Here is a 13344-nt window from a genome sequence, read left to right as displayed (position 1 = left end):
AGGGACGGGTGTTTTTTGTTGTTGGCGGGCTCGCGGGCAACGCAACGCACAGATGGCGGTTACGGATATCGCAGCGCAACAGCTGAAATGAGGAGGTCCAGCATCATGTCTATGGTCAAAGTAACTCTGCCCGATGGCTCCGTTCGGGAGTATGCGCAGGGCACAACATTGGAGGAAGTCGCCGGCTCTATCAGCAGCGGCTTGAAGAAGAACGCGCTGGCAGGTAAATTGGACGGCAAAATGGTCGATCTGGCAACGCCGATTGAGCATGACGCCCAAGTGGCAATCGTGACGGCGGATTCGGAGGAAGGGCTGGAAGTCATGCGCCACAGCACCGCCCATCTGATGGCCCAGGCGATTAAGCGGCTCTACAAGGACGCGAATGTGAAGCTGGGCATCGGTCCGGTCATCGAGGACGGCTTCTATTACGATATCGATCTTGATATTTCGTTGACGCCGGAGGATCTGCCGAAGATCGAGAAGGAAATGACACGGATTATCGGAGAAAATCTGCCGATTACACGACGCGTCGTCTCCCGGGAAGAGGCATTGGCGATCTATGAGGAGATTGGCGATGAGCTGAAGCTGGATCTGATTCGCGATCTGCCGGAGGATTCGGTGATCACGATCTATGATCAGGGCGAGTTCTTCGATCTGTGCCGCGGCCCGCATGTGCCGTCGACCGGCAAGATCAAGGTGTTCAAGCTGCTTAGCCTTGCCGGAGCTTATTGGCGCGGCAATTCGGACAACCAGATGCTGCAGCGGATTTACGGCACCGCCTTCCCGAAGAAGGCGCAGTTGGATGAATACTTGCATTTCCTGGAGGAAGCGAAAAAACGGGATCACCGCAAGCTGGGCAAGGAACTGAAAATGTTCACCTTCTCCCGCGAAGTCGGCCAGGGGCTGCCGATCTGGCTGCCGAACGGGGCGACGCTGCGCCGCACGTTGGAACGCTATATTGTCGATATGGAGGAGCGCCTCGGATACAGCCACGTCTATACGCCGGTGCTGGCTAACGTCGAGCTGTACAAGACGTCGGGCCACTGGGAACACTACCAGGAAGATATGTTCCCGAAGATGGAGATGGACAATGAGGAACTGGTGCTTCGTCCGATGAACTGCCCGCATCATATGATGGTGTACAAGAGCGAGATGCGCAGCTACCGCGACTTGCCGGTCCGGATTGCGGAGCTCGGCATGATGCACCGCTACGAGATGTCCGGCGCCTTGACGGGGCTTCATCGCGTGCGGGCGATGACGTTGAACGACGCTCATATTTTCTGCCGCCCGGATCAGATCAAGGAAGAGTTCGCGCGCGTCATTACGCTGCTGCGCAAAGTATACGAGGATTTCGGCATCAAGGAGTACCGCTTCCGCTTGTCCTACCGGGATCCGCAGGATACCGAGAAGTATTTCCCGGACGACGCGATGTGGGAAATGTCCCAGCGCATGCTCCGCGAAGTGGTCGAAGAGCTGGGCCTTCCGTTCTTCGAGGCCGAAGGGGAAGCCGCATTCTACGGTCCGAAGGTCGACGTACAGATCAAGACGGCGCTCGGCAAGGAAGAGACGTTGGGCACCGCGCAGTTGGACTTCCTCCTGCCGGAGCGATTCCAGCTCGAATACGTCGGAGATGACGGGCAGAAGCATCGTCCGGTCGTCATTCACCGCGGCATCATCAGCACGATGGAGCGCATGACGGCGTTCCTGCTGGAGAACTTCGCCGGTGCGCTGCCGCTCTGGCTGTCGCCGGTCCAGGCGAAGGTCCTTCCGGTATCGCCGGCGTATGAGGCGTATGCCAAGGAAGTAACCGAGAAGCTGCTCGATGCGGGCATTCGCGCCGAAGCCGATGTGCGGAACGAGAAGCTCGGCTACAAAATCCGCGAAGCGCAGCTGGAGAAAATGCCTTACATGCTCGTCGTCGGCGAGAATGAGAAGAACGAAGGCGGGGTATCCGTCCGCAAGCGCGGGGAAGGCGATCTGGGCATGAAGCCGCTCGCGGAGCTGATCGGCCTGATGCAGGAAGAGATTCGGACACGCTATATCGCGCAGCCGAAGGAACAATAATGGAGAGAGCCTGCCTGCGTGCCGCCCAGGGATAAAGCAGAAGCTGAGACTCTTGGGCGCAGCGCTGCTTGACTATTTATGCCGTAAGACAAGACGTCTGTCGTTGACAGGCGTCTTTTGCGGTTGGAGGAGCGGCAGATGGTCCATTCGATCCGGAGCCGGGCTGACAAGTTTGTAAGCTTCCGATAAGGAAAATCACTGGCATGCCGGTTCTTGCCTCCGCTAAAATAGGGGTAACAGCCCAGACATTAGCAACGATAAGGAGTGGGGAGATTGATGAAAATAACCGGACGCCAACTGCTGCACACGACCTTGGCGGCAGCGATGGCCTTCACGATGCTGGCGGCCCCTCTGGCCGGCAACGGAACCGCCTATGCCAAGGAGAGCGGCAAGCCAGACTTGACTCGGAACGCTGCGGCGGAACCGGCGAAGCGGGAGGCCGCGGCGCAGGTTCAATATGATATACAAGCGAAGCTGGACACGGAGAAGATGACGATTGCCGGCAGACAGAAGGTAACCTACCGCAATACGTCATCCGACGAGCTTACCGATGTCGTCTTCCGGCTGTTCGCCGACGCGAACCGCTCGAAAAAGACCCAACCTGCCATGTTCGCACGGAATAATGAGCAAATCGCCAAGGATAATCCCGATAAGAAGCCGGAGGATTTTCTCGGCGGCATCGATATTATTAGCGTGAAGGATGCAAGTACGGGACGGACGCTCGATTTCAAGAAGGAGAATCAAGCGCTGACGGTTTCCTTGGCGAAGGCGTTGAAGGAAGGAGAAGCGGCCGCGCTGGAGCTGGAATTCAAGACGAAGATTCCGTTCGGCATGCAGCGGCTGTCCTATTACAAAGACATTGTGAACGGCGCGCATTGGTTCCCGGTCATGTCGGTCTATGACGGGCGGACGCATGCATGGGCGAAAAAGCCGTACAGCAAAACGTTCGAATCCGATTACTACGATATGGCCGATTATCGCGTCAGTCTGAATGTCCCGGAAAAGCTGCAGGTAGCGATGCCGGGCCAATTGTCCGAAGCGGCGGCAGAGCCCGGACGCAAAACGGTTACGGCCGAGGCCGACAATACGCGGGAGCTGGTCTTCTTCGCCAGCCCGAAGTATCATAAGGCGAGCAAAACGGTGAACGGCTTGACCGTGGAGTATTATTATTATAATGATGACAATGATCCGAAAAAGACCAAAATCATTAATCAATACATCGATCAGGCATTCAAGGCGATCACCTTCTTCAGCGAGAAGTTCGGTCCTTACGACTACCCTGAATTCCGCATCGTGGAATCCCATGTCGAGGGCGTGGCTGTCGAATTCTCCAGACTTATCCAGATGGGACTCGTGAGCGCTCAGGACGATCCGGAAAACAAAACGGCCTTCGTCCACGAGATTGCGCATCAATGGTTCCATTCCATCATCGGCAATGACTCGGAGCATGAATCGTTCCTGGATGAAGGCTTCGCCGACTTCGCCATGGCCTATTTCTATGAAGAGCAGGGGAACAAGATGAGCGGCTTCGACGGCGTGCGGATGGATGAATTTCCGCTGGAAGAGTCGATTAACTCCACGAATGACAATGTGGGCGACTCTCCCGATGCCGTATTTTACAAAAAGGGGCGCCTGGCCATCTATGAACTTTACCGCACGGTAGGACAAGCCAAGTTCGATGCGTTCATGAAAGAGTACTATAATCGTTACGCTTATCGGAACGCGACGGTCGAAGGGCTCCTGCAGATCATAGAGGATCAGTTCGGGACCGAGATTGGCCAGCGGATGGATGACAATCTGAATAAGCCGAATTATGAGCTGAAGCAGGAATTCCGGTTGACCGAAGCGGAGAAGGCGAACTACACCCGGACGACGATGACTCAAATGTATGACGGCATCCTGGAACAACATCCGGATCTTCCGCCACAATCGATGCTCCGCATCATGTCCAAGACGCTGCATGGCGAGCCGCTGGTTATCGTGCTGAGCGATGGCGTAAGTGAGGAAGCCGCGGCGCACCAGGCCATGGTGAAGGATAGCCTCCTCCATATGCTGAACATGTGGGGCATGAAGGCTACGGTGTTGACGGAGCGGCAGGCGGTCAAGAAAAATATGGAGACGGCGCTGGCGAAGAGCAATGTTATCGCGATCGGCAATTCGTCGAAGAACGCCTTTGTGCAAGCGATGAAGCCTCAGCTCGCGGACAAGTCGGCTCAATCGGGCTTCCCTTGGAAAGAAGTCATGGGCAAGCCCGGTCTTTACGGCGCTTACGGCACGGTTCATCCGTACAATAAGAACCGGCTCGTGGTGCATTATTTCTGGACTGACGATCATGTCAATGAGAGAGCGGCAGAGGAGTTTTTGCCAACCGCCAGCTTCAGCACGTTATTCCCGACGCAGAACTTCCACCAGTATAAAGTATTCAAGCAGGACGGGACAATCTATAAAGAGAAGTTTACCGAAAATCCGCTTTCCCAAGTATTCCAGTAAAGTCGGACTCGCCATCGATACCGCAGAGGATGTATCCTCTGCGGTATTTTGCTGTTAACCTAACCTGCGAAGTGACATGATTGCGTTAGATTCATTTACATTAATTGCAGAAAAATATACATTATCTTGAAAACCTATTGAAACAAGGCGATCCCACCCCTATAATCACCAATAATAAATTAAATTTGTGTTAGAGTATCTTACACATTAAAGGGAGTGGAGATTATGCAAAGCAACCTGTCCATTCAGCCGCCACGCATGTCAAGCGGGTGGAGACGCTGGGGGATGGCCGCGCTCCTCGGGATCGGCTGGGGGCTAAGCCTGCCGGTTCCGGCCCTGGCAGCGGACGGTCCGTCGGTCGAGAGCTTGAACACGGGGATCAATGCCCTCTGGGTCATGCTGGCGGCCGTGCTGGTTCTGTTGATGCAGGCGGGATTTATTCTGCTGGAATCGGGATCGGCCCGCATGAAGAATGCCGGTCATATCGCCGGGAAGACCGTGTTCACGGTTGGCTTGTGCTCGCTGGTGTATTGGGCCGTCGGCTATGGTCTCATCTTCGGCGGCAGCGGGAACGGACTGATCGGCTGGGGGGACTTTTTCTTCAACCCGCAGGGGGCTGGCGGCCTCCCTCCGTTCGTCTTCTTCACGTTCCAGTTCGCCTTCGCGGCCGTGGCCCTGTCGATTGCGTGGGGAGGCTTCGCGGAGCGGGCGAAGCTGTCCGTCTATGTCTGGTTCACCATCCTGTTCACGGCGGTCATTTATCCGGTCGTGGCGCACTGGATTTGGGGCGGCGGCTGGCTCGCGGAGCATGGGAAGCAGGATTTCGCCGGATCGACCGTCGTTCATTTGACAGGCGCGATGGCCGCGTTGGCGGCGACGCTTCTGCTCAAGCCCCGGCTTGGACGCTTCGGGGGCAAAAGAGCTCCCGAGGAGATAAAGGGGCATAATCAGGTATACACGACGCTTGGCGTGCTTATTCTCTGGATCGGGTGGTTCGGCTTCAATGCGGGCAGCACATTGGCTGTCGATGACGGCTTTTTCGGTTACGTGGCGATGAATACGCAATTGGGCGCCGGGGCCGGCGCGATAGCGGCACTCGCCATCAGCTGGATTGTCAATGGCAAAGCGGACATTCCGACGATATTGAACGGCACGTTGGCCGGGCTGGTTGCCATTACCGCCTCTTGCGCTTTTGTGGAACCATGGGCGGCGGTGCTTATCGGTCTTGCCGCCGGGGTACTGGTCTTTTACAGCGCGAAGCTGTTCGATAAGCTGCGCATTGACGACCCGGTTTACGCCTTGTCCGTCCATGGGATGGCCGGAATCTGGGGCACGCTCTCGAACGGAATTTTCGCGACGACGGAGCTGGCGGCCAAGGTAGGCGTCGGAACCGGAGGTCTTCTCGATACGGGAAGCCTTCGCCAGTTGGGGGTGCAAGCCTACGGAATCGCGGCAGCGGGGGCGTTTGCCTTCCTCGCTTCCTATGTTCTGTTGTACGGCATCAAGCAAATCTCGGGCTTGAGGGTGCGGGAGGACGAGGAAGTGATGGGTCTCGATCTGAGCGAGCATGGGGAATACGGGTATCCGGAGCAAATGGGCCAGCTTGACGCTGCGCACCACAATCGGCCCGCTAGCCCGCCGTTGCCTCCGCCGATCGGCCATTCGCCCGCGAAGCCGGCCGTGCTGAGAAGATAGGAAGACCGGCTGGAGGATAAGGCCCGAGGAGCGGTCTGCGACTTGAACGCGGATGCTCTTCGGGCTTTTTCCCGTGCATCCGGTCTGGACAACCCGCATCAGCACGGCGGATATAGGGGGGATCGCGGAACCGTCCCTTCACCCGTTATAATAGAAGATAAACGCAAGGCCGGAACGGAGGCGTCTTCTGCATGCCTGCGCTGCGGCAGCCGGTGCTGTGCCCGCGCCGGCGAACTGAATAGAAGGAAATGATTCTCCCTTGTGCATGCTTGAATGGGAGTGAAGGAGGCAGCGATGAATACTTCCTGCGGCAATCAAGTGCTCGTCGTCGAAGACGATGATAATATTAGACGATTTGTCACGATTAATTTGGAACGGAATGGCTTCCTGGTAGCGGAGGCGGCACAAGGAGAAGCGGCGCTGCATCGTTTTGCGGCCACCCGTCCCGATGCGGTCGTGCTGGACATCATGCTCCCCGACATCGACGGATTTGCCATTTGCGAGCGGATGAGAGAGATGGATCCCGAGATTGTCATTATTTTTCTCACCGCCCGCGGACAAGATCTGGACAAGATTAAGGGACTCGAACTCGGTGCCGATGATTATATCGTCAAGCCGTTCAATCCGCTGGAACTGGTGGCCCGGATTCGGACCGTGCTGCGGCGGACCCGTCTAGCGGCCGCGCCGGCGCGAAAGATCATGGAATCCGGTCCGTTCCGGCTCGACCTGGATGCGAACCGGCTGTACAAACGGGATGATGTGATCGGCTTGACGCCGAAGGAATATCAGATGGTGAAGGTGTTTATGGAGCATCCCGACAAAGCGCTATCCCGGGATGACCTGTTGAACCTCGTCTGGGGAGAGGACTTCGTCGGCGATCCGAAGACGGTAGATGTGCATGTTCGGAAGCTGAGAGAGAAGCTCGAAGACGATTGCTCGAAGCCGCAGCGGATTGAGACAGTATGGGGAACCGGGTACCGCTGGAGAAAGGACGAATGACATTGTGGGCATCCGACAAAGATTAGTAGGAAGCTATTTGGCAGTCATCCTCATTACGGTATCGATCTTGGAAGTGATCCTGATCGCGTCGGTGGATTACTATTACCATTCCAGCGTCAGGCGCATTCTCATAAATCAAGCGGAAATATCGGCCGCTTTTTTTCAGCAATATTTCTCGGGGCAGGATGTGGCTGAGCAGTCGGAGCGGCTGCTCCGGGGGTTTTCCCAAAATACGGCAGCGCAGGTGCAAGTCATTGACGCTTCCGGACGATTGCTTCAGGATAATGTCAACGTCCAGGCCTCGGGAAGCCTGATTGATTATTCGGATGTGCGGCAGGCGCGGGACGGAACGATGGGGATATGGCGGGGGACATCTCCCTCCTCCGGCGAGTCCTTGCTGGCGGTATCCTGCCCATTGGTGACCGACGCCAAGACGGTCGGGGTCGTCAGGTATGTGGCATCCTTGACGAACACAATCGCCACCATCCGCCGGATCGCTGCCTTATGCATTGCGGCCGGCCTGCTGGTGGTCGGGATTGTCACGGTGGTCAGCCTGTTCCTGTCGCGGACGATTACCGGATCGATACGGGAGTTGAAGCTGGCCGCAGACCGGATGGCGGAGGGCGATCTCTCGGCTAGAGCGGAGAAAAGACACAAGGATGAACTGGGAGCCTTGGCGGAGACCTTAAATACAATGGCATCCCGATTGCAGCGAAGCGATCAGCTCAAAAATGAATTCATCTCCTCGGTGTCCCATGAGATTCGAACGCCGTTAACGTCCATTAAGGGGTGGACGGTGACGTTGCAGGCGGCGGGCGGCGACAGCAAGGCTTTGCTCGAGGAGGGGCTGGACGTGATTGAAGCGGAAAGCGATCGCTTGACTGAGCTGGTGGATGAATTGCTTGACTTCTCCAAGCTGGCGAACGGAAAAATTACGTTGTCCCGCGCCCCGGTGCATGTTCCGGAGCTGCTGCGGCATGTCGGGACACAGCTGGCCCCAAGAGCGGCCAGACTGGGGCTGGAACTGGAGGTCAAGGGTGGAGATGCCCTGCCTGTCATCCATGCGGACGCCAATCGTCTGAAGCAGGTGCTTCTCAATCTGTTGGACAATGCGATCAAGTTCACCCCTCCGGGCGGAACCGTTGCGATGCATGCAGGCCAGTTCAAGGAATATATCGTTCTTGCAGTCGAGGATACGGGCGCGGGCATTCCCGAGGAGGAGATCGGCAGCGTCCTGCAAAAATTTTATAAAGGCAGCAACAGCGGAGCCGGAAGCGGACTGGGCTTATCGATCTGTCATGAGATCGTGAAGCTGCACGGCGGGTATCTGAAAATAGAGAGCGAGCCGGGACGGGGAACGAAGATTCAGGTGTTCCTTCCGTCGCGTTAGATGCGACAATTTTAACCTTTTCATAACCTATTCTTGGTTATGAGGCAATACACTAGAGTGGAAGACAGGCAGAGAAGGGGATGCAATGAGAGACATAAGGAGATGGGGAGCGTTCGCAGCGGCTTCTTTGCTGTGGATAGGCGGATGCAGCATGCCTTCCGCTCCGGCCGAGTTGGTTCAGCCGCCGCGGCCCGAGCCCCATCATCGCAGCGATCTTGTGTTAAGCGACATTCCCGGCTTTTCCAGATTGCTGATTCCGGCTCTCAGCGAAGAGGGCAACGGCATCTCGGTCGGGGATGTGGATGGGGACGGCAACGATGAGGTCGTCGTCGTCTATGAAGCGAATATTCAAGACGAGAAGGTGCAGAAGGCGGCCTTGCTGAAGCGGGAGGATGAAGCGTGGCGGGTCGTGTGGGATACGAAGGGCTTCGGCCATGGCCTCGATTACGCGGGGTTGGCCGATCTGAACCAGGACGGTTATCCCGATATTGTGCTTGGCTGGGCTCTGGGCGGCGGAGAAAAGGGCATGGATGTCTATGTGTGGAAAGACGATGGCATCGAATTGTGGAGAAAACAAGCCTACCGCGGCCAAATGAGTTTGGGAGAGATGAACGATGAAACTAAATAAAAAGTGGGCGATTATTGCGCTTGCTGCGGGCATTGTGCTCTTCGGCGCCTTTTTATTTCGCAAGCAGCTAGCCGTACTCGCCTTCGATATGTTCCTGTCGGATAAGGTGGAGAAATCACTGGATCGGACCTATAAACCGATTTATGACAAGAAGGACACCATAGGCATTGATGATGATCCGTTCTCGCTGCTGCTGCTCGGAATCGATCAGCGGGACAAGGAGGTCGGACGTTCCGATTCGATGCTCTATACCGTCGTGAGGCCGAAGGATAACCGCATTCTGCTCTTGTCCATCCCGAGGGATTCCTACGCCGAGATTGTCGGCAAGGACAAGCAAGACAAAATCGCTCATGCCTATGCCTTCGGGGGCGCGAAAATGAGCGTCGAGAGCGTGGAACATCTGCTCCAGCATCCGGTGAATCATTATGCGGCCATCAATTTTAAAGGATTCCGGGAGGTCGTTGATGCACTGGGCGGCGTCGAATTGCCGATCACGGAGGACATCCGGAATCAGAGCCGTTACCATGACAAATTCCTGATCGAAGCGAACAAGCCCATCTATACCGGACTGGAGGCGCTGAACTATGTCCGCTATCGCGAAGATTCGGACATGAACCGGATGGAGCGCAACCGTATCTTTTTGCAGGCCTTGATGAAGCGCATGGTGCAGCTCGACAAGATCAGCCATTTGCCCGAGCTTCTGGAGATTGCCGGTGACAACCTGGACACCGATATTTTGCCCGGCGATATGATTGGTTTGGCCAAGATGATGCTGTTGAAGGACACCCTTCCCTCATTCACCAGCTATTCCTTGGATGGGAAAGGAAAAATCATGGATGATATCTGGTACCTAATCCTGAATGAAGAGGATCTGGCCTATGCGAGGAAGCTGATTGACAATTGGCTCGATCCGGAAGTGCTCTCCGCGGAATTGTTGCTTCCCGAGACACTAGGATAGCGAGGACCTGTGTACAAGATAAAAGTTTAATCGCTTTAACTTCAGGTTGCGGAAATTTTCCGGACTCTCTGGCTGTATATCTGTCGTCACTTATTAGAATCGCAAGGAGGACGAATCAACGTTGGTCGCGAAGGCGGATGTGCAGGCGGATGTGCAGGCGGATGTGCAGGCGGATGTGCAGGCGGATGTGCAGGCGGATGCGGATGCGGCGGTAAGGCGGGGGCTCTGATAGCAGCGGCCTCGGTCCAAAATTGCTGCAAATATACAGTATTCGCCCTGATGCCCCGTTCCGAAAACTAAAATCCTGCAAGGATGCAGGATTTTATGCCAATTTCGGCTTGTTTTATGGAGAAACAGGCGAAATCCTGCACTTCTGCAGCAATTTCCCAAATTCTTCTCGTAAGTAGAAGAAATTAATGCCTTTTTGCAGGATTCCCGAAAACCGCGATTCCCTCGCCAGATCTTGGCGGGAACGGGCACTCCTCCAGCCTACGAATAAGAGGTACTGAGATGATTTATATTCGCAAGTTTAGAAAAATAGATAAACCGATCGTCTTGTTCATGCTGGCCCTGATTGCCATTGGGACAGTGGCCGTGCATGGGGCGACGGCCGGCACCAAGCTGGACGGATTATATGTGAACAACATCGTGTTGTTCGCCTTGTTCACTATTCCGACGCTGCTTGTCGCGGTGCTCGATTATTCGATCCTTATGGGGGCCGTGGCCTACGTTTTGTACGGAATCGGAATCGGTCTCTTGCTGCTTGTCATGTTCCTTGGAGAAAATATCAACGGAGCGGTCCGGTGGCTGAGTGTCGGCAGCTTCCAGCTTCAGCCCTCCGAGTTGATTAAAATCGCTACGGTATTGGTGGCCGCCGATATGCTGCACAAACGCTCGGGCCGGACGCTTCGTCTGCTCCCCGATCTGCTGCCGATCGGGGCCGTGTTCTTCGTCCCGACGTTCATGATTATGAAGCAGCCCGATCTTGGCACGGCGCTTGTCTTCGTCGGCGTCCTGCTCGCGATGCTATGGATGGGCAATATCCGCACCTCCCAGATGGCCTCGCTGCTTGGCACCCTCGCGGTGGCGATCGGGGCGATATGCTGGTTGTATTACGCGGATCACGATTTGTTGGCCAAGCTGGTCAAGCCGCATCAAATGTCGCGGATACAGACCTTTCTCGACCCCGCCAGCGATCCTGATAAATCATGGCATGTCAACAATGCCATCCATGCGATTGGCTCGGGGGGATTAAGAGGCGATTCGGGATTCTATATCGAGCGCGGCTACATTCCCTATGCCTACTCGGATTCCATCTATGTGGTCATTGGCGAGAAATACGGGTTTTTAGGGTCCTCGGCGCTGCTGCTGCTTTATTTTCTTCTTATCTATCGCATGATGCTCATTGTCCGGGAGAGCCGCGACCTGGCCGGATCCTATCTCGTTATCGGACTTGCCGGAATGCTGGTCTTTCAAATCTTCGTCAATATCGGCATGCACATCGGCTTGGTGCCCTTGACCGGCCTGTCGCTGCCGTTCATCAGCTATGGCGGCAGTTCTTTGTTAGTGAATATGGTATCGATAGGGCTGGTGCTTAGCGTCAGGATTCATAAGGATGACGCCATCCTGGATGTTGGCGGCCAATTGCCCTCTGAACCTGCCCTTTTAATCCCTAAGTAAATCGTAAATTGCCCGCGGGCTCATGTCGAAAGAACGCCTTCCCTATCGGAGGGAGTTCTTTTTTGTCGATGATGCATAAAATAAATAAGCCGTGGACATCCTTCCCACTAAGGGAGGGGTAACCATATGTTTACAGGAATGAACAAGGAAAAGAATAAGGAAGAACGTTCGATGATGACGTCGCCTAACCGTTCACGGATTCGCTTGGCGGTCATTCTCCTGCTCGGCGCGGTCGCTATGGCTTTGGCGCCAGAGCGGGGAGAGGCGGATGCCTATCTGTACCGGTACGTGGCCTTGATGGAACAAGGACCGGTGTCTGCCGCGATGGGGCAGGGGGTACGGCCATCGTCTGGGCCTGTATGGAGGGGCTCGGCTCTTCCGGAGGGCATTGGGAACCGGTATGCGGCTGTTCCGCCGCTGGCTGACATCGGGCCTGGGATGTCCGGGAAGCGGGCTCCCGCGCTCGGGGCGTACAACGCCGGGAGTAAGCCGTCTCCGCCAGCAGCGATCGTGTATGTCAACCCGCCGGCCCGTCCGGATAAAGGGGCGGAATCCGCGTCGAAAGAGCCGCGCAAGGCCGTTCCGACTTCCTCGATGTCGTATTCCGACGTCAATCTGGCGCCGGGGAAGCAGCAGGTGATCAAGAGAGTGAAGGTCATCGCCACGGGTTATACGGCAGGCGTGGAATCGACCGGAAAAAAACCGGGCCATCCGGAATACGGCATTACCTATTCGGGCGTGAAGGTGCGAAGAGATTACGTGTCCACCATCGCCGCTGATCTGTCCGTATTCCCGCTTGGCAGCATCTTATATATTCCGGGCTACGGCTACGGGATCGTGACGGATATCGGTTCGAAAATCAAGGGAAATAAAATCGACTTGTATTTTCATACAACGAAGCAGGTATATAAGCAGTGGGGCAAGAAAGAAGTGGAAGTTCAGCTTGTCCAGGAAGGCAATGGCAAGGTGTCGGAGGACATGCTGAATCAGCTGAACGAAGCCGTCTTCAAAACCGGCTCGATTCCTAAATCGCTGCAGTAGCCTGCCGGGCGAATAAAGCGGGGCAGACCATCGCATACTACTTGTCGTGGGAAACGACGTTTCCTTGATATGCTCGCCAACGACGGCGAACTCTCAGGAGGTGAAATGCGATGAAAAACAACAAAGCGAACAGAATGTCCCCAGCGAATTCGAAATATGTTGACGCTGAATTTGCAGCAGAAAACACGGCTGCAGATACGGGAGTGGCTCCGAGAAACGCGGGTGCGGTTCCAGGAGGAGCTGCAGGAAGAAACGCGGCTGCGGACACGGAATTTGCAGCAGGAAATGCTTTTGCGGACACGGAATTCGGGGTGGAATCGGAAGGCGCCGCAAGCGCTCTGAACAACCCGCAAGCGAACCGTATCTCCAAAAAACAGCCGGAGCAACTGTAATTACGCT

10 protein-coding genes are annotated in these 13344 nt (G+C 55.6%); all 10 read left to right on the top strand.

Features of this window, described 5'->3' with window-relative positions:
* The first annotated feature begins 105 nt into the window (after window positions 1-105).
* The 10 genes from thrS to L6439_RS20510 all read left to right on the top strand — a co-directional run bounded on the left by thrS (window position 106) and on the right by L6439_RS20510 (window position 13337).
* Window positions 106-2064 carry a threonine--tRNA ligase gene (thrS, locus tag L6439_RS20555; protein WP_168178209.1) on the top strand — a complete coding sequence of 653 codons (1959 nt, stop codon included), beginning with the start codon at window positions 106-108 and terminating at the stop codon, window positions 2062-2064.
* Window positions 2065-2340: 276 nt separating this feature from the next.
* Window positions 2341-4554, top strand: a complete 2214-nt coding sequence (locus tag L6439_RS20550) for a M1 family metallopeptidase (RefSeq protein ID WP_237096565.1) — start codon at window positions 2341-2343, stop codon at window positions 4552-4554.
* A gap of 225 nt (window positions 4555-4779) precedes the next feature.
* A complete protein-coding gene (locus tag L6439_RS20545; protein ID WP_213469145.1) occupies window positions 4780-6249 on the top strand; it encodes an ammonium transporter in 1470 nt (489 codons plus the stop codon).
* Window positions 6250-6543: 294 nt separating this feature from the next.
* Window positions 6544-7248, top strand: a complete 705-nt coding sequence (locus tag L6439_RS20540) for a response regulator transcription factor (protein ID WP_168178206.1) — start codon at window positions 6544-6546, stop codon at window positions 7246-7248.
* 4 nt (window positions 7249-7252) lie between these two features.
* Window positions 7253-8638, top strand: coding sequence for a sensor histidine kinase (locus L6439_RS20535; RefSeq protein WP_213469144.1), 1386 nt, complete (start codon window positions 7253-7255; stop codon window positions 8636-8638).
* Between the two features lie 85 nt (window positions 8639-8723).
* Window positions 8724-9266 (top strand): FG-GAP repeat domain-containing protein, encoded by a 543-nt coding sequence (locus L6439_RS20530; RefSeq protein WP_168178204.1) that lies wholly within the window; start codon window positions 8724-8726, stop codon window positions 9264-9266.
* Window positions 9253-10224 carry an LCP family protein gene (locus L6439_RS20525; protein ID WP_213469143.1) on the top strand — a complete coding sequence of 324 codons (972 nt, stop codon included), beginning with the start codon at window positions 9253-9255 and terminating at the stop codon, window positions 10222-10224. Before L6439_RS20530 ends, L6439_RS20525 begins: the two co-directional genes overlap by 14 nt.
* A 510-nt stretch (window positions 10225-10734) precedes the next feature.
* Entirely contained in the window at window positions 10735-11904 is a 1170-nt protein-coding gene (locus L6439_RS20520) for an FtsW/RodA/SpoVE family cell cycle protein (RefSeq protein ID WP_213469142.1), read from the top strand.
* Window positions 11905-12030: 126 nt separating this feature from the next.
* Window positions 12031-12945 (top strand): 3D domain-containing protein, encoded by a 915-nt coding sequence (locus L6439_RS29760; RefSeq protein WP_213469141.1) that lies wholly within the window; start codon window positions 12031-12033, stop codon window positions 12943-12945.
* Between the two features lie 110 nt (window positions 12946-13055).
* Entirely contained in the window at window positions 13056-13337 is a 282-nt protein-coding gene (locus L6439_RS20510) for a hypothetical protein (protein ID WP_213469140.1), read from the top strand.
* Window positions 13338-13344 lie beyond the last annotated feature (7 nt).

The sequence above is a fragment of the Paenibacillus dendritiformis genome (assembly GCF_021654795.1).
GTDB lineage: Bacteria > Bacillota > Bacilli > Paenibacillales > Paenibacillaceae > Paenibacillus_B.
The sequence above is the reverse complement of the archived record's forward strand: the minus strand, read 5'-3'. Positions and strand labels throughout refer to the sequence as shown.

What these genes read in the sequence shown, in the direction of transcription:
- thrS (WP_168178209.1), top strand. Translation starts at nt 106, where the DNA reads ATGTCTATGGTCAAAGTAACTCTGCCCGATGGCTCCGTTCGGGAGTAT.
- L6439_RS20550 (WP_237096565.1), top strand. Translation starts at nt 2,341, where the DNA reads ATGAAAATAACCGGACGCCAACTGCTGCACACGACCTTGGCGGCAGCG.
- L6439_RS20545 (WP_213469145.1), top strand. Translation starts at nt 4,780, where the DNA reads ATGCAAAGCAACCTGTCCATTCAGCCGCCACGCATGTCAAGCGGGTGG.
- L6439_RS20540 (WP_168178206.1), top strand. Translation starts at nt 6,544, where the DNA reads ATGAATACTTCCTGCGGCAATCAAGTGCTCGTCGTCGAAGACGATGAT.
- L6439_RS20530 (WP_168178204.1), top strand. Translation starts at nt 8,724, where the DNA reads ATGAGAGACATAAGGAGATGGGGAGCGTTCGCAGCGGCTTCTTTGCTG.
- L6439_RS20525 (WP_213469143.1), top strand. Translation starts at nt 9,253, where the DNA reads ATGAAACTAAATAAAAAGTGGGCGATTATTGCGCTTGCTGCGGGCATT.
- L6439_RS20520 (WP_213469142.1), top strand. Translation starts at nt 10,735, where the DNA reads ATGATTTATATTCGCAAGTTTAGAAAAATAGATAAACCGATCGTCTTG.
- L6439_RS29760 (WP_213469141.1), top strand. Translation starts at nt 12,031, where the DNA reads ATGTTTACAGGAATGAACAAGGAAAAGAATAAGGAAGAACGTTCGATG.
- L6439_RS20510 (WP_213469140.1), top strand. Translation starts at nt 13,056, where the DNA reads ATGAAAAACAACAAAGCGAACAGAATGTCCCCAGCGAATTCGAAATAT.